Annotated in this window: 14 protein-coding genes and 8 pseudogenes; 7 read left to right on the top strand and 15 right to left on the bottom strand. The window is 39.2% G+C overall.

Features of this window, described 5'->3' with window-relative positions:
* Together WG932_RS13160 and WG932_RS13155 are read right to left on the bottom strand one after the other, a co-directional pair.
* Positions 1 to 381, bottom strand: coding sequence for a response regulator (locus WG932_RS13160; RefSeq protein WP_014018603.1), 381 nt, complete (start codon positions 379 to 381; stop codon positions 1 to 3).
* Positions 374 to 1,132 (bottom strand): Hpt domain-containing response regulator, encoded by a 759-nt coding sequence (locus WG932_RS13155; protein ID WP_149392616.1) that lies wholly within the window; start codon positions 1,130 to 1,132, stop codon positions 374 to 376. The genes WG932_RS13160 and WG932_RS13155 overlap by 8 nt, the downstream gene beginning before the upstream one ends.
* A gap of 46 nt (positions 1,133 to 1,178) precedes the next feature.
* Between WG932_RS13155 and miaA the strand changes: the two are divergent.
* Positions 1,179 to 2,087: pseudogene (gene miaA, locus WG932_RS13150) on the top strand (tRNA (adenosine(37)-N6)-dimethylallyltransferase MiaA).
* Here miaA and WG932_RS13145 read toward each other — a convergent pair.
* The 5 genes and pseudogenes from WG932_RS13145 to WG932_RS13125 all read right to left on the bottom strand — a co-directional run bounded on the left by WG932_RS13145 (position 2,075) and on the right by WG932_RS13125 (position 8,490).
* The gene (locus WG932_RS13145; RefSeq protein ID WP_014018600.1) at positions 2,075 to 2,443 is read right to left on the bottom strand and encodes a hypothetical protein; all 369 of its coding nucleotides are present in this window, start codon (positions 2,441 to 2,443) and stop codon (positions 2,075 to 2,077) included. The pseudogene miaA and the gene WG932_RS13145 sit on opposite strands and share 13 nt — an antisense overlap.
* A 2-nt stretch (positions 2,444 to 2,445) precedes the next feature.
* Positions 2,446 to 3,422 (bottom strand): annotated as a pseudogene (pfkA, locus tag WG932_RS13140) (6-phosphofructokinase).
* Positions 3,423 to 3,578: 156 nt separating this feature from the next.
* Positions 3,579 to 5,385, bottom strand: a pseudogene (typA, locus tag WG932_RS13135) (translational GTPase TypA).
* Positions 5,386 to 5,502: 117 nt separating this feature from the next.
* A complete protein-coding gene (locus tag WG932_RS13130; protein WP_483088245.1) occupies positions 5,503 to 5,949 on the bottom strand; it encodes a hypothetical protein in 447 nt (148 codons plus the stop codon).
* 375 nt (positions 5,950 to 6,324) lie between these two features.
* The gene (locus WG932_RS13125) at positions 6,325 to 8,490 is read right to left on the bottom strand and encodes a glycoside hydrolase family 31 protein (protein ID WP_483088244.1); all 2,166 of its coding nucleotides are present in this window, start codon (positions 8,488 to 8,490) and stop codon (positions 6,325 to 6,327) included.
* Positions 8,491 to 8,757: 267 nt separating this feature from the next.
* Between WG932_RS13125 and WG932_RS13120 the strand changes: the two are divergent.
* Both WG932_RS13120 and WG932_RS13115 read left to right on the top strand, forming a co-directional pair.
* A pseudogene (locus WG932_RS13120) lies at positions 8,758 to 9,728 on the top strand (DUF3748 domain-containing protein).
* Complete coding sequence (locus WG932_RS13115) at positions 9,689 to 10,012, top strand: TolB family protein (protein ID WP_483088243.1); 324 nt, start codon at positions 9,689 to 9,691, stop codon at positions 10,010 to 10,012. Before WG932_RS13120 ends, WG932_RS13115 begins: the two are co-directional and overlap by 40 nt.
* 1 nt (position 10,013) lies before the next feature.
* Here the strand turns inward: WG932_RS13115 and WG932_RS13110 are convergent, their stop codons facing one another.
* The 4 genes and pseudogenes from WG932_RS13110 to WG932_RS13095 all read right to left on the bottom strand — a co-directional run bounded on the left by WG932_RS13110 (position 10,014) and on the right by WG932_RS13095 (position 13,980).
* A complete protein-coding gene (locus WG932_RS13110) occupies positions 10,014 to 10,466 on the bottom strand; it encodes a hypothetical protein (protein ID WP_483088242.1) in 453 nt (150 codons plus the stop codon).
* 1 nt (position 10,467) lies between these two features.
* Positions 10,468 to 11,702: pseudogene (locus tag WG932_RS13105) on the bottom strand (sulfite oxidase).
* Between the two features lie 181 nt (positions 11,703 to 11,883).
* Positions 11,884 to 12,582, bottom strand: coding sequence for an ABC transporter ATP-binding protein (locus WG932_RS13100; protein WP_014018592.1), 699 nt, complete (start codon positions 12,580 to 12,582; stop codon positions 11,884 to 11,886).
* Positions 12,579 to 13,980, bottom strand: a pseudogene (locus WG932_RS13095) (DUF5687 family protein). Before WG932_RS13095 ends, WG932_RS13100 begins: the two are co-directional and overlap by 4 nt.
* A gap of 206 nt (positions 13,981 to 14,186) precedes the next feature.
* Between WG932_RS13095 and WG932_RS13090 the strand changes: the two are divergent.
* The 4 genes and pseudogenes from WG932_RS13090 (at position 14,187) to WG932_RS13075 (ending at position 16,947) form a co-directional block, all read left to right on the top strand.
* On the top strand, positions 14,187 to 14,744 hold the full coding sequence (locus tag WG932_RS13090) for a GNAT family N-acetyltransferase (RefSeq protein WP_483088241.1): 558 nt from the start codon (positions 14,187 to 14,189) through the stop codon (positions 14,742 to 14,744).
* Entirely contained in the window at positions 14,738 to 15,046 is a 309-nt protein-coding gene (locus WG932_RS13085) for a GNAT family N-acetyltransferase (RefSeq protein WP_483088240.1), read from the top strand. Before WG932_RS13090 ends, WG932_RS13085 begins: the two co-directional genes overlap by 7 nt.
* Positions 15,047 to 15,227: 181 nt before the next feature.
* Positions 15,228 to 16,369 (top strand): annotated as a pseudogene (locus WG932_RS13080) (DNA polymerase III subunit gamma/tau).
* Between the two features lie 125 nt (positions 16,370 to 16,494).
* The gene (locus tag WG932_RS13075; RefSeq protein ID WP_149392609.1) at positions 16,495 to 16,947 is read left to right on the top strand and encodes a hypothetical protein; all 453 of its coding nucleotides are present in this window, start codon (positions 16,495 to 16,497) and stop codon (positions 16,945 to 16,947) included.
* Positions 16,948 to 17,095: 148 nt separating this feature from the next.
* On the opposite strand, the gene WG932_RS13070 is transcribed toward WG932_RS13075, so the two are convergent.
* The 4 genes and pseudogenes from WG932_RS13070 to WG932_RS13055 form a co-directional block, all read right to left on the bottom strand.
* Positions 17,096 to 17,626, bottom strand: coding sequence for a hypothetical protein (locus WG932_RS13070; protein ID WP_483088771.1), 531 nt, complete (start codon positions 17,624 to 17,626; stop codon positions 17,096 to 17,098).
* A 45-nt stretch (positions 17,627 to 17,671) separates the two neighbouring features.
* Positions 17,672 to 17,967, bottom strand: a pseudogene (locus WG932_RS13065) (DUF3078 domain-containing protein); the annotation flags it as partial.
* A 164-nt stretch (positions 17,968 to 18,131) separates the two neighbouring features.
* Entirely contained in the window at positions 18,132 to 18,311 is a 180-nt protein-coding gene (locus tag WG932_RS13060; RefSeq protein ID WP_483088239.1) for a LysM peptidoglycan-binding domain-containing protein, read from the bottom strand.
* The gene (locus WG932_RS13055) at positions 18,260 to 19,720 is read right to left on the bottom strand and encodes a LysM peptidoglycan-binding domain-containing protein (protein WP_483088238.1); all 1,461 of its coding nucleotides are present in this window, start codon (positions 19,718 to 19,720) and stop codon (positions 18,260 to 18,262) included. Before WG932_RS13055 ends, WG932_RS13060 begins: the two co-directional genes overlap by 52 nt.
* Positions 19,721 to 19,726 lie beyond the last annotated feature (6 nt).

Here is a 19,726-nt window from a genome sequence, read left to right as displayed (position 1 = left end):
TTACTTATAAATATGTTTTTTCACAGTTGATAATAATAAATCATAGTCCAAAGGTTTTTGGACATAGTCATCCAAACCTGCTTTCTTAAAGTCATCAAGGGTGAAATTTTTGTAATTCCCTGTAATGGCTATAATTGGGATTTTGGATTTTACCGGGTCCGAAAGGTTTCTGATGGCTTTGGTACATACGATGCCATCCATTACAGGCATATTGATGTCCATTAGAATTAAATCAAAATCTTCCTCGGCGAGTTTGTTTAAAACTTGCTGGCCATTTTTAACAGCGGTTATTGAAAAATTCTCAAAAGAAAGAACATTCTTAGTTAGATTGATAATTACAGAGCTGTCTTCAGCTACCAATACTTTTTTTGCATCACTCATATTTTATAAAAATTTTGTCATTTTCAACCAAGGTCTTAAACTTACTAAGACTTGTTTCCAGTTGGTCAATGTCATCAGTCAAAGCCACTTTCGAGGAATTTTTTATTTTATTTTCGAAAAGAGCAGTTACTTTATACATCATATTAATACCCAGTGTTCCTGAATTACCTTTCAATATGTGAAGTTTTTCACCAATTTCTTCAAATTTATTAAAATCTGCCAATAATTTTATTTCTTCTGTGAGGTTTTCGGCTTCTTCTAAGAAATCTTTGTATACCGATTTAATATTTTCCAGGCTGTGGTATTTTAATAATTGTTGAATGACAGATTCATTAATATCTACATCAATGTCTTTGTCTTTTTCTGATATGATTACCCGGTTTTTCTGGTGGTTGAGGTGGAAATGAATCGTTTCTAATAGATCTTTTGGCTTTACTGGCTTGGCAATAAAGTCATCAAATCCTGTTGATAAAAAGTATTCCCGGTCTCCTTGATTGGAATAAGCGGAGATTGCAATCACAGGAATATCTGTTATCTCTTCTTCTTTGATGATTTTCAGGCAACTAATGCCGTCAAGCTTTGGCATTTGGATGTCCATTAACACGATGTCGTATTCGTTTTCTTTTAAAAGTGCTATAGCCTCCAGTCCATCACCCGCAGATTCGAAAAAATAATTGTGGCCGATTACGTTCTCAAAGACTTTTCTGTTGAGGGCATTGTCGTCTACGATCAAGACTTTTTTGTTTTTCATGGTCGAATTTTCTTAAATTCGGAGTTCTAAAATATAAAACTATCCATTGACTCCTTTTAATAAAATAATTCTGGTGATAGCAGGCCCAACAGCTGTTGGAAAAACTGATTTGTGCATAAATTTAGCCAAAAATTTAATACTGTCATAATATCATCCGATAGTAGACAATTTTTTCAAGAAATTAATATAGGGACAGCCAAACCAAGCAAGGAAGAATTGGACATGGTACCCCACTTTTTTATTGGCAATAAATCTATTCACGAACCTTATGACGTTAGATCTTATGAAGTTGAGGCCCTTTCGTGTATAGGTGATTTATTTAAAGAGAAGGACCTACTCCTATTAACAGGAGGTTCAGGGTTGTATACGGATGCTGTGATAAATGGTTTGGATGATATGCCCAAAATAGCTCCGGAAATCCGACAAGAATTAAATTTGCTATACGCCAAAGAAGGTATTTTCCCTCTTCAAGAAATGTTGAAAAAACTAGATCCCAATTATTATGGTAAAGTAGACCTGCAAAATCCTCAACGTTTGATTAGAGCCCTGGAAGTTTGCCAAGGTACAGGTAGAAAATACAGTGATTTCAGGGTTCGAAAAAGGTTGAACGACCCTTTAAAACGATCAAAATTGCCTTGAATAGGGATAGAGAGGAGCTTTACAGTAGAATAGACAGACGAATGGATAAAATGATTGCTGAAGGGCTGTTTGAAGAAGCTGAAAAATGCACCCCTACAAAAACAGGAATGCTTTGAATACTGTTGGTTATAAAGAGATATTTGGTTACCTGGAGGGTGAATATGACCGAGAGGAAGCCATCAGACTCCTTAAAAGAAATTCCAGAAGATATGCCAAGAGACAGGTGACCTGGTTAAAAAGGGATGAAGCATACCATTGGTTTCATCCTGACGATGTCAATGGTATACTTTCCTTAGTGCATGATCAAAGGGGTTGATGCCCCGTTATCTTGGCGGCAAATGAATAAGGTTTGGTTTCGATTAGTTTGTTGTGCTCAAACCGAAGTCTTTTTAACTCCCCAAGCTTTTGTCGAATACCTGATGCTAAGCTTTGAAATTCAACTGAATTAGACATTCCACCAATTTTCTGTAGCGTTGTGATTGCTTCCTCGATGGAATACACTTTCTGACCAGAAACTTTGTTGACTTGGTTTGATATGCTATTAAGTTCGGATGAAATTAGGCTTAATTCATGCCGAATTTTGTTTTTCTTTTGCTTTAAATTTTGGTGAACCAACATTACAAATAGAAATACAAATCCTCCTAGGGTGATGAAAATTGGAATGAAACCCATGGTTAAATACTTAAAATCTCTTGCAATCTTAAGTAGTCTTTGTTCAATGGCTTGTTTTTGTTGATGCAATCGTCGAATGGAGTGTAAACGACCTGATCATTAATAATACCGGCCATACAGTTGAATTTACCATTTAGCAAGCCCTCTACTGCGGCCAATCCGCTTCGGCTACCCAATAACCTATCTTTGGCTGTAGGGCTCCCACCTCGCTGAATATGCCCAAGGGTGGTCACTTTAAACTTCTTTTCTTCTTCTCCTACAAATTCGGACTTCACTTTTGCCATAATGGTGGCCGCATCACCTTCTTCATCACCTTCGGCCACCACCACTATGCTTGATGTTTTAGATTCTCTTAAATTTTTTAAGTAATCAGACACTTGCTTTGAGGTGGTTATGGTTTCAGGTACCATCACTACTTCAGCTCCACCGCCTATGGCACATTCTACAGCGATATAGCCACTGTCTCTGCCCATTACTTCCACAAAAAAGACACGGTCATGTGCTGCTGCTGTATCCCTGATCTTATCTATTGCTTCCAAAGCTGTATTTACAGCTGTGTCGAAACCAATGGTGTAATCGGTACCATAGATGTCGTTGTCAATGGTGCCGGGACAACCTACTACAGGAATTCCGAATTCCTCATAAAATATTTTAGCACCGGTAAAAGTACCATCACCACCTATGGCCACAAGGCCATCTATGCCGTGCTTGGTCAATTGATCATAGGCTTTTTTCTCCCTTCTTTGGTGCGGAATTCATTGCTTCTAGCGGATTTTAAAATGGTACCGCCCCTTTGAAGTATGTTGCTAACCGAATGGGATTCCATTTTTGAAATATTCCCATTGATGATGCCATCGTATCCGTATTTGATGCTGTATACATCCAGGTTATGATAAATTCCTGTCCTTACTACTGCCCTGACGCAAGCGTTCATTCCGGGCGAATCCCCACCAGAGGTATAAACTGCAATTTTTTTCATAAGTATATTTCATTTAAAGACCAAACCCGGATAATGGGTATAAATTGCTACCTGTTACTTTGGGCTGATTGAAATGTAAAACTAATCAATTCACAGTATCTGCTGAATGTTTGGGCAAAAAAAGGGTGGAATTTAAATACCACCCTTTAAAATTAATTAAGCATTTTGTGCTTTTGCCGCTCTATTTCTTTCATTCTCTTCCAGATGAATTTTTCTCATCCGAATACTTTTAGGCGTTATTTCTAGGTATTCATCTTTTTGGATGTATTCCATAGACTCTTCTAAGGAGAATTTTTTTGCGGGAGCTATCTTCGCGTTGTTATCTGAACCGGAGGCTCGCATATTGGTAAGTTGCTTACCTTTTTTCACGTTTACTACAATGTCATTGTCCCGAGAGTGCTCACCAATAACCATTCCTGTATAAAGCTCGTCTCCTGGATCTACAAAAAAGATTCCTCTATCTTGTAATTTATCGATGGCATAAGCGGTACATTGACCGGATTCCATAGATATTAGAGAACCATTAATTCTTCCTGGAATTGTACCTTTAAAAGGTTCGTATGAAGAGAATCGGTGATTCATGATCGCTTCTCCTTGTGTGGCAGTCAATACATTGTTTCTTAGACCAATCAACCCTCTTGACGGGATGCTGAACTCAAGGTGTTGTAAATCTCCTTTTGGCTCCATTACCAAAAGTTCTCCCTTTCTCTGGGTAGCTAGCTCTATCACTTTTCCGGCAGATGACTCAGGTACGTCTACTACCAATGTTTCAATAGGCTCATGCTTCGCTCCATCAATCGTTTTATAGATTACCTGCGGCTGTCCTACTTGCAACTCATAACCTTCTCTTCGCATGGTTTCGATAAGAACGGACAAATGGAGAATACCTCTACCATAAACCAAGAATTTATCTTCACTATCAGTTGGCTCTACCCTCAAAGCAAGGTTTTTCTCCGTTTCCTTCATTAACCTTTCTCTCAAATGGCGAGAAGTTACAAACTTTCCTTCTTTACCGAAGAAAGGAGAATTGTTGATGGTGAAAAGCATGTTCATGGTAGGCTCATCAATTGAGATCCTATCCAAAGGTTCAGGATTTTCAAGGTCTGCAATGGTGTCCCCAATATCAAAACCTTCTACACCTGTGATAGCGCAAATGTCTCCTGCTTGAACTTCTGTTACTTTATTTTTACCAAGACCTTCGAAAACATGAAGTTCTTTAACTTTAACTCGCTTAACTACACCGTCTTCTTTGCAAAGGGCGTATTGCTGACCTTCTTTAATGCTTCCTCTTTTTACCCTTCCGATGGCTATACGACCTACGAAATTTGAAAAATCTAAAGAAGTGATTTGCATTTGAGTGCTTCCCTCATCGATTTTCGGTTCCGGAATGTATTTGACAACTGCATCTAAAAGCGGTAGAATGCTATCATTAGGATTCTTCCAGTCTTCACCCATCCAGTTGTTTTTGGCAGAGCCATACAAAGTATGGAATTCTAGTTGCTCTTCTGTTGCATCAAGGTTGAACATTAATTCAAAAACTGCTTCATGAACTTCGTCTGGACGACAGTTTTCTTTGTCCACCTTATTGATGACTACGATAGGGGTAAGACCTAGCTCCAAGGCTTTGCCTAACACAAAACGGGTTTGTGGCATGGGTCCTTCAAAAGCGTCGACCAAAAGAATAACACCATCAGCCATTTTCAAAACTCGCTCTACTTCACCACCGAAATCGGCGTGACCGGGAGTATCAATAATGTTAATTTTGGTATCTTTGTACCTTACAGAAACATTTTTTGATAAAATGGTAATTCCTCTCTCTTTCCAGGTCATTGTTGTCCAATATAAGGTCTTCAAACTGCTGATTTTCTCTGAAAATTTTAGAGGCGTGTATAATTTTATCTACCAAGGTTGTCTTTCCGTGGTCAACGTGTGCAATAATTGCAATATTTCGAATACTCTGCATGTGAAATTAAATTAAGATGCAAAAGTAAGAATTAAATTTTGAAAAAGTATTTAAATCTGTAATTGATAATTATTAAATAATATTATTCTTTTAAAAACGTCCTCTTTATTTTTAAAATTATTTTAATTCAAAAGGCTTACTTTTTAGGATGACGTTAGAGCCCGGATAGCTAATATCTAAGCTGTTTTCGGCCGTTATAAGTAGCATTGTAGGCTTGTACATCGTTTCTTTTTCAAAAGATGCTTTTCCACGGTTCTTAAACATGCCACTATTGTTAGCAATTTCTCCAAGTTTTATAAGGCCTTGTCCAGTTGCCTCAATCCAAACTATATAATGTTTTTTTGGGGGAGAAAGTCGTTCCGGTAGTGCTAAATTGTTAATGTCAAGATTAACTTGGTAAGCTCCCTCCTTGGTTTTATTTATTGAAGCGACCGGTTCTGCACCAGGAACAACACTTGAAACAGGGAAGGTGACTTTGGTGGAACAGGCATATGCCCCCGAAAGAATTACCAAGGCTGTAATATAAGTGAAAATGTTTCGTTTGAATTGTAAGTTTTTTTTCATCGTTTTGTTCTTTTTTGTGAGTGTTGATTGTCAATTATTTTTAGATTCTCTGTTATGAGATCATAAATTTTTAGCAACTAATGCTTTTGTAAAAAATTGGTTGTGGCTGATTCCTCCTAAAGTTAAATTAGATTTTATCTTCACAACCATTTCCGGGAGATAATTGTTTTATTAATGCCTATCCTAAACCCGAGTGATAAGCTTACTGTTAAAATAGCTCATTCAATTGGATAGTATGGAGGCTATAATATAATAGTTTAGGCTTACTTCAAGTTATTTGAAATTAAAGTGATCGAATTATGTGTTTAAAACAGTTTTATACCTTCATCTCTTTTTTATTGTAAACTTAAATTCATGTGAAGATCCTTAAATGTTTTATTTTAGTGGGTTTTTTCCATTACCTTCAGTCATAAATACCCAGCGTATATTTTCAATATTGTTCGGTTTTTGTGCCTTAGCAGGAGAAATTGAGCCTTTCCACTGTTCATCACTTCCTTTAAATACCTTAATTTCTCTCCAAGAATAGTGCCCTTTTTCATAATCATACGAAATTCCGTCGTCATCATACAAAGAAAAGTGGCTTGGAGCCTCTCCATAATGAAAAATTTCCAGGTCATATCGCTCTCCCTTTCCCGGGGCATGTAATCGGGATTTCATCATAGGTATAATTCCTCCATCCTTTACAAAAACAGGGATTTGATCCAAGCGACCTTCTACGGTGATTATTTCTCCATTTCCTACGTATATTCCTGTGTAAAAGTCATACCAATTTCCTTTAGGTAATACTACACTGCGACTTTTCTCCCCGGCAAATAAGGGAGCTACCAATAAGGATGGCCCGGCCATGTATTGGTCTGTAATTTCTTTTTTTATTGCTTCTTCGTAGGGGTTTTCTTCAAGGTCCGTAAGTTCATTTTTTGGCCCTTGGGGTTTGAGGGTAAAACCTGACTCCAGCTGCATCGCACGAAAAGGTGGGATTCCTTCAAAATGGTAATCAGCAAAAGCACTGTACCAATATGGCATCATTTTCATTCTTAACAGTGCCATTTCTTTTACCTCTTCGGCTACTTCCGGATAAGACCAAGGTTTGGTGTTACTAGCCCAAGCATTGATCATGGCCATGGGTGAAAAGACCACCGTTTGAAATCTTCTCAACCATTCCTCTGCGCTTTTGGATGCCCTTGCTTCCGGTGTCCATAATAGTCCGGAAAATCCACTGTTGATAAGTGCTGTGATAAAATCTTTGTGGTCATAATAATCATTGTAAATGACATAGGGAAAAGAAACACCTCCACCATTTGAAGCCCTTACCAGTCCGTAAGTCCTCCGGTTTTGGTCACGAAATAGTTGACTTGATTGTTTTTGAACCAGCAAACCATAAGTCTGCCGCATTTGTTCAGCAGCAAGTCCGGATGGGAATCGGGCCACATCCGGCCAAAGCCAACGATCATAACCGTCCACTTCATCAATTTTATATCCACCTACTCCCGGAAGAACGTGTTCTTTATTAAAGGTTTTCCAGTACAATGCCTGAGCTTCCGGAATGCTGAGGTCAGGAACAGCTCCGGCCCAAACCGTATGGCTTCCATAGTATGGTTTAAGTGTGTTATAAAAATCTGCCTCCGGGGAAACATAAGGATTGATCCAAAGGTTTAAACTAATATTTTTGTCTTTTAGCTGCTGTATAAGCTTTTCCGGTTGGGGGAAGCGTGTGGGATCCCATGCGAAAGTATTAGGGTAGGACTTACTTTGCCAGCCCGGTTCAAGACCAATGAAATCCAAAGGATAGCCCTTGGATTCAAATTCCTCTGCTTCAGCCAATACTTGTTTTTGGTCATATAGTCGGTGAACCCTTTGAGTGAAACCAAGTCCCCATCGGGGAGGGATTGGGCCTCCTCCATTAAATAAATTAAACCGTTGAATGGCTTCCAGCATGGAAGGACCGGCAAAAATATAAAATTCTACCCCTTTGGCAGGGATCAAAATTTCCACGGCATCAGAATATGGTGTGGCCGTCCATAAAGGGTCCGTATTTCTGTCTAAAGCTTCTGCAGGATTGTCACTGTCTAGCCTAGATCCACTGCCTGCATAGATATCCAAGTACCTCGAAGAATTGATGAAAACCCCATAGCCTTCACTTGTCACATAAAATGGAACAGGGGCGTGCGTTCTTCCATTGTCCTGGCCGCCATAATGATCCACATGTAGGCGCAATATCCTTCCTCTTTGATGAATGGTTTTGAAATTTAACCCGAACCCATAAATCTCTTCTCCTTTTATTAGTGGCAATTGAAGATAGGTTTTTCCATCTTGTAATCTGCCTGAGATTTTGTCTTTACTCATGGGGAAAGGTGGCTTGCCCAGTTTGGTCAAAGCAGTAAAATTGGGTATTGCGCCCGAAGCAGTCAATAGATTGTATTTCTCAGCCTCTCCCAAGGTGCCTTTCCATACACCAGGCGCGGTATTTTCCCAATGGATTTCCTGAGCAGTGCTTGCAAAAACAAGGGATAGGAATAGGAACCACGAGTAAAAATATTTCATAAGGTCAGGGTTTTGTCTTTCAATTGGAAATATTAATAAAATAGGTGAAATAAAAAAGCATCAATTGCCATAACCTACTTAAAACATTGGTACAATTTTATCAATCTACCGTATATTGGAGAGTTAAATTTGAAGAAACTTTAAAAATGACCTTAAATAAACCTAAAAATTATCTTTTTTCTGCATTGTTCATGATGGTAACCTCAACGCTTTTTCTCAAAATATTTGGCAAGTCAAGCAATTGACCCATCAAAAAAGAATCATGCCATGGACAATAATCAAAATTTTTCACCTGATGATGTCTGGATAGTTTATGATACGAGACCAAATGAAGGAGGAATAGGGGAAAATGCAATCATAGAAAAGGTAAATGTTCAGAACGGTGAGACAAAAGTTGTTTATCAAACCGAGCATTCCAATGAATATGGTCCAGGTGTAGGGGCGGTCAGTTACCATCCAAGTAAAAATGAACTTGTATTTATCCATGGTTTGCCTCCATCCAATAAAGAAAAGCCCTATGCTATGCATAGAAGACTAGGGAGGATTGTGGATGAAACCACCAATTCATCTTATTGGATGGATAGTCGAGATGTTGAGGCCCCATTTACTGCCGGAGCATTACGAGGGGGACCCATAGGCACCAGTGGAGTGGTGATGGGGATTGGTTAGGCTATACTTATAATGATGCCATAATGTATGATTTGGAGGAGAAAACAGGGGAAACGTTCAATTTAAGGACAATAGGGGTGTCTAAAAGAAACCTGAAAAGCCCAAAAGTCACAGCAAAAAACGGTGAAAATTTCCAGGGAGGATGGTATTCGGTGTTGGTCGTTAAAGTAGTGCCAAATCCTCGCCCGGGTACAGAGGAAATTAGCAAGGCATATAGTGACTGGTGGGTTGGCCAAAAGGGGTATCAAAGGGAAGATGGTAGTTGGCAAATGGCCAGAGCTTTCTTAGGTGACCTAAAGACCAAAAAAGGAGAGAAACTTACAGAAGTTTTTATAGTGGATATTCCTGAAGAAATTAATGTGGAGGGCCCCGAAGGTCCGCTTGCAGGAACTTCTACTACCATGCCCATGCCACCTGCAGGAGCAGAAGTTAAAAGGCTAACTTATACTGAGAACGAAAAATATCCGGGTGTTACCACGGATTTCAGGCATTGGGTGACTTCGTCAATGGATGGGTCTTTTTGTCTTATTTGGCCAAAGATGAAAATGGGATTGATCAGGTTTTTTTAATTCCTGCTCTTGGAGGAGAACCTAAGCAAGTGTCTTTTCATGAGACAGCAGTGCAGAGTACAGTGCGATGGCACCCGAAGACAAAGGAGTTTGCATATATCTGCAATAATCAGGTTTTTGTCAATACTGTAGATGAGGAGATGAATCCAGGCAAAGCCTCTGCTATTACTCCAACCTTTGACACTGTACCTTTTGCTATCAATTATTCAAATGATGGAAAAAAAATAGCCTTCAACAAAGATGTTAAAGGCTATGTGCAAATTTTTATAGCGGAAAGACCTTGAATTAATTATTCAAATCATACCACTCTATTTCTCCTAAAGGTGCCCTTCGGCCTCCTTTTCCCTGAGAAGCACTTCCCGGAGCATAATTCTTGGACAAATAATCAAGAATTACTTCTTCTTGTGTGCCCAGGTCCCACAGGTTTTGGGAGCTTTGCATCCACCTGATCATTTTTTTCCAACCTTCACGGTCAGCATAGTTTTGGGTAACTAGTTTAGCTGAATGACAGGCGGTGCAATTGGCGATAACCAAATTAAGCCCTTCGTCTGCTATTAAGCCTGTGGGTACATGAATTCCATTTACTATTTCTGATGCCAAAGGGTTGGCATCCACCGGTGCGTCAGCAGCAACAAACTCCCCATCGGAAGGGGCTTGGTCTTTGGTGGACCACAAATAAGCTCCAAGGGCTAATAATGCGATTAATATTGTGGCAATGATTGCTCTCGATTTTCCCATATTAGGCTACTTTTATGGCAATTCTATGACATGCATTGTTCAGGTATCCTTTTGGATTCCAGCCCGGGGTAACCATGGGTTGGCTGATGCCTTTGTTATCTGTAGCTTTGGCCCAAACTTCATAATATCCTTTTTCAGGAAAATTAATTTTAGCTGTAAAGTGCTGCCAAGAGTACTGATTAGCGGCTTGTTTGAGATTACAGCCATGCCAGGTGGCTCCAAAATCAATAGAATATTCCACTTTAGTGATTTGCTTAGCACCGGTCCAGGCGTGTCCTCTAATTTCCAATGCTTGTTTAGGGGCGATCATTGCACCGGATTTTGGATAGGAAATAAGAGATTTTACAGGCATGCTTTCTATGATTTTCATGTCCTCGTTTTTCACTTCCGCACCCGGTTCCACAGGTGTTTTAGGAATTGAATAGGAGGGGCTGCCATTTTTTCTCCATCGTGAACTCGGTCACGAATAGACAAGGCCTCCAGCCACTTTCCGGATACTGATGCAGGGAATCCTGAAGCTATCAATCGTAAAGGGTGTCCATGTGCTATAGGGATGTCCTCTCCATTCATGGCAAAGGCTAATAAAGTGTAATCCTCCATTGCTTTAGAGATAGGTATTCCCCTGGAAATAGGGCTTTTGTTTGGATCACGGCTGATGTGTTTGTCAGCACCGTGGTAACCCACATATACCGCATTGTCTTTTATTCCTGCATCCTTTAGTAAATCCCTAAGTCGAATTCCTGTCCATTTGGCACAAGATACGGCACCCAAAGACCATTGGTTTCCCTTGGTAGGTGGAAAGTATTCTTTTCTGCCATTTCCTCCACATTCCAAAACCAGTTGGTAGGTGTGATTGGTGAATTTTGTTTTAAGTTCTTGTAAAGAATAGGTTTTTTCTTCATCCATGGCCTCCCCTTTTATGGTTAAGGTCCAGTTGTCTACATCGATTTTATCAGGAATCAACCCATTATTTCTTATGAACATTTTATCGGCAGGTGTGACATCATCGTCCAATAAATGGGCTTTTGATTCCACATTCCAAGGCTTGTCATTCAAGACAATCATATCCTTATGTTTTCCGAAAAGTGTGCCCGGATCATTGTCTTGTTCCAGAGCAACAGGTGTGTAATTTTCGGGAAGGGCATAGACTATTTTACTACCCAAAAGAGCAGCCATTGAACTCAATGCTGATCTTTTAATAAATTTTCTCCTATTTGGATTTTCTGTTTTAGCCATAGGTATTCTGGTTTCAATTGAAATCGTAAATTAAACGATTTTAACGGAAAAATATAGGGAGAACTTAATATAGTTGAAAAGCGGTAAATACGCTATTTCGATCAATACAGACATGTTTCTTTAAAGCAAAATATTGGATGGCTTACATGATATTTGCTTGTACAATCTTTGTATTTATAGTTCAGCTGACATTGAAGTAATTGTTTAACTCTTCTGTCATTAGACTTTTGTCTTCTAAGTCTCTCACAATGATGCCTTTTTCCAATAGTACTATTCTTTCACAGATTTCCGTTACATGGTTTAAATCATGGCTAGAAATTAAAAAGGTAACCAAATTTTCTTCTTTTTCTTTTAAAATTAATTTTTTCAACCTGATTTGAGAGCTTGGGTCAAGGTTTTCAAATGGTTCATCAAGCAAGACAGCTTCCGGCTTTCCTAAAAGTGCGGCCGCTATCCCTACCTTTTTTATGTTTCCTTTGGATAGGTCTCGAATGTACTTTTTTGTGCCCAAGATCTCCCCATTAAAAAAATCGGCAAACTTGTCGAGATGCAGTTGAAGGTCTTCTTCAGATAGCCTATAAATTTTTATTAAAGCTTTGAAATATTCCTCCGGGCTAAGATAGGAGAGGAGCATGTTTTCATCCAAGTAGGCCCCCACTTTTGTTTTCCATTGCTCTCCCTTGTTTACCTCTTCCTCATCCACGCTTACAAAGCCCTCGGTGGCCCTAACTAGGTCGAGCATAATTCGAAATAAGGTAGTTTTTCCTGCACCATTATTCCCCACAAGGCCGATACATTGGCTTTTTGGGATGGTAAGTTCAGGGATGTTAAGGACGGTCGTGGTGCCGTATATTTTTTTTAAAGCGTTTATTTTTATCATAATTCTTGACGAAATGCAGCGGAAATTTCATACTTTTTCTCTACAACCACATCAGCCATTTTTTTAGAGACCATTGGGAATACCAGCAGGCCGAATCCTCCAATTATACTGAGAGCCAACAAGCCGAAATAATCCCCAAACCAGTAGGCGACAGGTAAGAAAACCACATAGGGTACAGCTACCAAAGGAACAATCATTAGGAATTGAGAGAGGCCCATGCCTTCATAGTTGAATATAGAGCCTTTGTTGAGGTTCATTGGCTTGGGTTTCCAAAGGGCAATGTAAATAACCAAGTGTATGGTAACCCCCATATTGAATAAAAATGTAGCCAAATGTATGAATAGTACATTCCAGCCGAAATAAACATAGGGTACGGAGAGGATGAAGCACAAAAAAGAAATACCACAAAATAGCAAGTATTTCCCTCTGACCAAAGCGCGCAATCCATTTTTCTGGTGGGTGTAGAAGTCAAAAGTAGGCGAATTCCAGCTTAGGAATAATTGCCCATATTGAAGCATAAAAATTCCCGTAATGAAGGTGCCTACAAAGATAAATAAATAGCTAAATCCTGTTTCTACCCGGTAGGCAGGGTTGGTGTAAAATATCAATCCATACAGTAAGAAAAAAGGCAAAGCATAAGGTAGGTTCTGCTTTTCTTATGCCTGATGATAAGTTTCCATTCCAAGTTGGCCATTTCACCGGCAAGTCCAAATTTTGATAAAAAGCCTAAATCTTGGTTGGCAAATTGTAAATGCTCTCCTTCTGCCAACTCTTCCAAATAGGCATTTTGCCTATAAAATGCAAAGCATAGGAAGTAGCTTAAAATAAAAAAATGGCTAATAATACGATAGGAGCAGGGTTTTCAAGGGCAAAGGTGAAGACGGGTTCAAAGAAACCACCCAGATCATATAAACCGAAATAATTTGAACCAATACTAATCAAAAGTGCGCTGAATACAACGAGTGTTCCAGTAAGACTGTCCTCAAACCTCTGTTTAAACCATAGCACAAACCAGTGCATGGACCAGCTAGTTAATAAAATTGCTCCCAACCATACCAAAGCAGGCGCCATTCCATACACTAACATGACTTCCACAAATGCAAAGGGCCCAAATATTAACAAAGCCACAATGTTAAGTGGGGACAAGAAACTGCAGATCAGTAAAGAATGAATTATTCCTGATTTAGGAATAGGTAAATGTAAATAGTTTTCTAGGTTGATTACCGGCAATTGTTGGATGAAATACCGGTAAATTAGCTCTAATAAAAAGAAATAAAGCAGGTTGCTGTTGATGAAAATAATTGCATCTGGCTTTTCTAGAACATCTGTGACCAGTCTATTCAGGAATAGCCCAAATAAAAACAGGTAACCCAATAATAAAATACCAATGAATAGCATCAATATGCCAATGGCTAAGCTTCTTGCGAAAGAAGTTCCTCTTATTCTTTTAAGTACTTCAAGTTTTATCAAGGTTTTCACCATATTGATAGCTGGGTTAATTGGGTTTCCGGAGGTTAGAATTTCTAAAATATGAAAAAAATCTCAAATGCAGTTAAATATTCCAGTTTACCGATTTATATTTCAATTTAAGTTGTTAAGTAAAAATGGATTCAGAATTATTTTTAAGGGAAATGCAGCTGAGTGACTTGGAGGCTGCCATGCGCTTGAAGACTGTGGAAGGATGGAACCAAACAGAGGCAGATTGGCAATTGATATTAGCTGAGAACCCTAGTTTATGTCTCGTAGTTGAGGGAGAAGATGCAGTTGTAGGCACAGTTTGCGCCTATTCTTACCAAAATAAATTGGCTTGGATAGGAATGATGTTGGTGGACCGAAGCTACAGAAGACGAGGAATCAGCAAAAGGTTGATGCGAGAGGTTATCCAAAGAATAGGAGACAAACAAACCATAAAACTGGATGCAACCCCCGCCGGCCAAAAAGTATACGAACAATTGGGTTTTGTTAAAGAGTATTCACTTTTTAGGTGGATCCGTCCCAAGGAAGCATCGTCAATAAAAGAAAGTGTGACAGTAGAGGTACAAGTGGTAACCCCGGATGATTTTCCTGACATCCTCTCTTATGATTACAAAGTTTTTGGCGTTGACCGGGCCAAGCTTCTGGAACAGTTGTTTGAGAGGCTTCCCAATGGAGCTTTTTGGTAAAAGAAAGAGAAGAAATAGTAGGTTATGTGCTTTGTAGACTGGGGAGTAAATTATTACAATTAGGCCCCATGATAGCCTCAAATGATTTTGTAGCACAAGCACTTATTACTCGGATATTGAAAACATTCGAGGGCCATGACTTTGTGTTGGATTTGGGAGTGCATCATTATAAATTATACTCCTGGCTGGTAAATCGTGGTTTTGTTAAGCAAAGAGAATTAATCAGAATGTATATCCCACCCAATAAGGTAAAGGAAGAATTAGCTAATTACTATTTGATAACAGGACCTGAACTAGGTTGATCAGGGGTGTTTTGAGAAAACTTTCTAAGAAATCGATAATGAGCATAAACAAGGAAGCCGGTTGGTTTCTGGAAAATGAAAAATATTTAAATGCTCAAGTTTTCAGTAGGTTAGGGAAATTGAACTGGTAAAAAGGACGAACTGTGAGTTTTAAGTTCGATTAATTTTATAAATTGCGGTGATGGAAAATTTTGTTGTTTCTGCCAGAAAATACAGACCCTCGGACTTTAAAAGTGTGGTGGGGCAAAGCCATATTACCACTACCCTCAAAAACGCCATAAAAAATGAGCATTTAGCGCAAGCATTTTTGTTTTGTGGGCCCAGAGGAGTCGGTAAAACTACATGTGCCAGAATTTTGGCCAAGACCATAAATTGTGAAAACAGAAAAGACAATGGGGAAGCTTGCAATGAATGTAGTTCTTGTGAAGCTTTTAATTCCAACAGCTCTTTTAATGTTCACGAATTGGATGCAGCATCGAATAACTCCGTCGATGATATGCGAAACTTAGTGGACCAAGTGAGGTATGTTCCTCAAAAGGGGAAATACAAAGTTTATATAATTGATGAGGTTCACATGCTTACCACCCAAGCCTTCAATGCTTTTTGAAGACTTTGGAAGAACCTCCCAAACATGCAATTTTTATTCTTGCCACCACTGAGAAACATAAAATTATTCCTACCATTCTTTCAAGATGTCAGATTTTTGACTTCAATAGAATTCAAATTCAGGACATTAGCCAGCATTTAGAATACATTTCTAAGGAAGAAGGGGTCGATTATGAAACGGAAGCGCTAAGGCTTATCGCCACCAAAGCCGATGGGGCCCTTAGAGATGCTCTCTCTATCTATGACCTGATTGTTACTTTTTCCGCAGGAAAAAAGGTTACCTATCAGGAGACAATTGACAACCTTCATGTACTGGATTATGACTATTATTTTAAAGTTACAGATGCGCTTTTGGAAGAAAGCATCTCCAAGGCTTTACTGATTTTTGATGAAATTCTTAAAAAAGGTTTTGATGGGCATAACTTTCTGGTAGGTTTAAGTGAACATTTGAGGGAACTGATGGTGTGTAAAGATCCAGATACAGCCATTTTGCTTCAGGTGTCTGAAACAGCCAAGGAAAGGTATGTAGAGCAATCTGCAAAAAGCCCCTTGTCTTTTTTATTGTCCGGACTAAGTATTTGCAATCAAGCAGATTTGTCTTATAAAGCCAGTAAAAACCAGAGATTGCATGTGGAATTGGTTTTGATGAAACTGGCTAAATTGCCCCACGCTATTTCACTTGCGGCAGTGTCGGACCAAGAGGCAAAAAAAGCCTAGCAAATGAGTCTGAAGTAAGAAATGAGGCTGTAGAAAATCCCAAATCCTCAGCAAAATCTACTCCGGCTCAAGTCATCAAAAAGACAATTTCTATTCCTTCAAACCTGAAAGCAGTTAAAAATCAGGTGAATGCGAAACCCGCAGAGAAATTGGCCAAACAAGAAAGCGCCAAAGAGGAAATACCAGTATTGGACGAGAGCTTACCTAGACAGCCCATCAATCAGGACACTGTAAAAAATGTTTTTGCTGAAGTACTTGAAGAGTTTAGAGAAGACCATAAAAACATGGAAATGGCCTTGCTTAATCAACCTTTTGAGGTTAGAGGTCAGGAAGTTGTCTTTATGTTAAGCAGTGGCTTGCATGAAGATTTATTTCCGAAACTGAAACCTGAACTCACAGGGATTTTAAGAAGAAAATTGAGACATCCGGATGTGGAGGTGACTTTTGAGATCACTGAGCATGAAAAGGATCCTATAAAAAACCTCTATACTGCAGGCGAGAAGTTTACTTATCTGATGGAAAAATCCCCTGCGCTGAAGGAGTTGAAAAAACGGTTTGGTTTACAAGCGGATTTTTGAAACGAAATTTTGGTTCTTCCCTTTCATCTGCCAAAAGCTTTTAAAGTTATTCAAGGAAGAACGGGTCTTGAAAGGGGTAAGAATAATAGAAAATGGCTTGAATCAATCTTGCTCAATATCAAGGCAGGGATGTTTCGAGTTTTAGGTTTTAAAAATCTAAACCAATGCCAAAATTAATGAGGTTTTGAAGCTGTATGGCCCGAGTGGCTGGCCCCTCATCTTGTGGAACATACACACTTTCATCATAGATCATGATGGTAGCTATTCTAGTGGTGATGTATTTATTCACTTTCAGGCTGATAACGGAGTTAAAGTTAACAACAGTATTGCCCAGTTTTTCATAGTTGGTAAAGAGGTTTAAATCCATTTTCCAACTGACATTCTCCATAACTTTAAAATCGGCTGTGGTATTTAGAGATATACCCGCCTCAGGCTTTACCTTCTCCCCAGGCACAACTCCAAATGCTCCTGCTGTACTGAGAGAATCGTCCAATACTACCGTAAACCTTCCTGTAAAAGGAGATAAAATGGAGGAGAATTTGGCTCCGTTTTTTGATGTGGTTTGGTAATTCAAACCTGTTGAGGATTGGACATAGCCCGGACTCAGAAAATCTGAAAGGCGGCTTCTACTGTCTCGATCAGCTCCCGACTCTCGATAATATCGGTACCCTTCAATCAATTGGGTTCGGGCATCTATTTGGGTGGAAAGGTAAATTTTTTTACTGAGCTGTCTGCCGTATTTACTAATGAAAATAAAGTTGTCGTTGGATTTTCTAGTGGGGTAAGCTCTACCTGTTTGCCGGTTTATTCCATAGTTGATGGTAAGGTTTGTGTCCCAGATAATATTTTCTTTTTGTAATTGGCGAAAAGTTGAAGTCCGGTATTGAGTGCAAAGGAGCTGGCTCCACCGGCAGCCCAATTGCTTAAACTTACTTGTTGTAAGCTTAAATTAAAGTTGCCCCCTTTTTTCCAATAATTAGGTTCTTCTTCTGTAGTGAAAATCAGCGAGTCTCCCAACATGATCAATGTATCACCTCCTATGATTACCGTGTCAGCTTTGGAGAGAGCATCTTGCCCAAAAACAATGCTGATTTTGGCTGTAATGAGTAAGAATAGAACGAATACAAATTTGATGTTCATGATGAATAGACAGTGAAATGCAAATATACAGTCAAAAATTTTATTTATTTTCTGATTTCCAGTTTTTGTCCTACTGATAGGAGATTATCTTCACCAATATTATTCCAACGTCTTAATTCTTCTACTGTTACAGCAAAAGCTCTGGAAATGGAGTAAAGGGTATCTCCCGGTTTTACCTGATATTCTTGGTAAGCCTCTTTCGTTTCTTTGGGAATTGTAGGCACCGGATCTTTTTTGGAGTGCTTACTTCCACTCTTGGTTGGGCCGGTTGAGGACTTGGCTGTGTTCTCGGCTCATTTCTAGGTTCAGTTCCTTGGACAGGTACAGGACTTAGTTTTACACGCTTTATACTTTCGTCTTTTTTATAGTATTTTCTTAGGCGCAATACCATTCCCGGCAAAAGCTGCTCATCTTTATAAATCCTGTTTTTGGCCATTAATGAATGCTTTCTGATACCATATCGTTGAGAAATTTCCCAAAGGGTTTCACCCGGCTGAACGACATGCTCCGGGGTTTTGGCTTTACTTTTTTTGTTTTTAGTATAATAATAGGCTCCCGGCTGAATAGGATCTGCCGCTTTTAAATCATTAACCCTTCTTAACTTCCCCTCACTTATGCCTGCTTGAATCGCTAGTTCACTTTGGTTATTAGAAATAGCAATAATACCTTTTATTCCATTGATTTTTATTTGATTAGCCTGTTTGGCGTTGCCTAGGTTACCTGTGATTTTAGGAAAACCGGAAGCATTGGTACTGCTTGCAAGTAATCCTGCATTATTTGTGGAAGGCGGATTACTGGCCAGCAATGGTCTTTCAGGAACTATTCCTTTTACTATATAGGTGATGGTGTAAGTTTTGTCGCCTGGTATGTTTCCTTTCAAACACCATTTGTTGTATTCCTTTAAATGATTTTCACTTACCCCTAGGGTTTTTGCTACAGCTTTAAGGTTAGTAGGTCCTTTGATGGAATATTCATGCAAATAATCTCCATTGCTAACCATTTTTCCAAGTTGAGCTTGATAAGCGATTTTATGCGCCAAGAACTTTTTGAGGTACCAATAGGTGCCTCGCGTTATGTCCATGCTGCGGTGACCTTTGTACTTGTCATCATAATAGCGCCTGGCACCACCTAGTCCCATTTGGTAGGACACTAAGGTGGTAGCCCAGTTGTCCAAGTATTTTTGGTGTTTTTTTAGGTACCTTGCAGCTCCTCTAGTGGCCGAAACAATGCTTTTTCTTTCATCTACCTCATTATCCACTCTTAAAAAAACTTCTTCGGCTGTTCCTTTTTTAAATTGCCAGAAGCCCACTGCATTAGAAGTGGAGACCGCATCCGAAATCAGGCTGCTTTCCTGAATTACGAGAAACTTAAAATCCTCCGGGACTCCTTCTTCACGTAAAACTCTTTCGACTATGGGAAGATAGAGGTTTACTCGGTCTAGTTTTACTTGAAAATGTGAGGCGCTTCTGTATTGAGCATCCACATCTGCCTGAATATCCTTTCTTGCTGCCTCGTTTAATTTAAGGGTGATGCCGGCAAACTCAATGATTCGGGGAACCTGTGGTGTCTGCCCAAATACCGGTGCATTTAGATGGATAAAAAAAATTAAAAAGGCAATTACTGTTTTTTTCATTCTTTG

The organism is Cyclobacterium sp. SOCE241 (assembly GCF_056867545.1).
Note: the sequence above shows the minus strand (reverse complement) of the source record. Positions and strands in the feature narration are given on the sequence as shown.

Excerpts from the sequence above, each read along its gene's own strand:
- WG932_RS13160 (WP_014018603.1), bottom strand. The coding sequence starts at position 381 with ATGAGTGATGCAAAAAAAGTATTGGTAGCTGAAGACAGCTCTGTAATT.
- WG932_RS13155 (WP_149392616.1), bottom strand. The coding sequence starts at position 1,132 with ATGAAAAACAAAAAAGTCTTGATCGTAGACGACAATGCCCTCAACAGA.
- WG932_RS13145 (WP_014018600.1), bottom strand. The coding sequence starts at position 2,443 with ATGGGTTTCATTCCAATTTTCATCACCCTAGGAGGATTTGTATTTCTA.
- WG932_RS13130 (WP_483088245.1), bottom strand. The coding sequence starts at position 5,949 with ATGAAAAAAAACTTACAATTCAAACGAAACATTTTCACTTATATTACA.
- WG932_RS13125 (WP_483088244.1), bottom strand. The coding sequence starts at position 8,490 with ATGAAATATTTTTACTCGTGGTTCCTATTCCTATCCCTTGTTTTTGCA.
- WG932_RS13110 (WP_483088242.1), bottom strand. The coding sequence starts at position 10,466 with ATGGGAAAATCGAGAGCAATCATTGCCACAATATTAATCGCATTATTA.
- WG932_RS13100 (WP_014018592.1), bottom strand. The coding sequence starts at position 12,582 with ATGATAAAAATAAACGCTTTAAAAAAAATATACGGCACCACGACCGTC.
- WG932_RS13090 (WP_483088241.1), top strand. The coding sequence starts at position 14,187 with ATGGATTCAGAATTATTTTTAAGGGAAATGCAGCTGAGTGACTTGGAG.
- WG932_RS13055 (WP_483088238.1), bottom strand. The coding sequence starts at position 19,720 with ATGAAAAAAACAGTAATTGCCTTTTTAATTTTTTTTATCCATCTAAAT.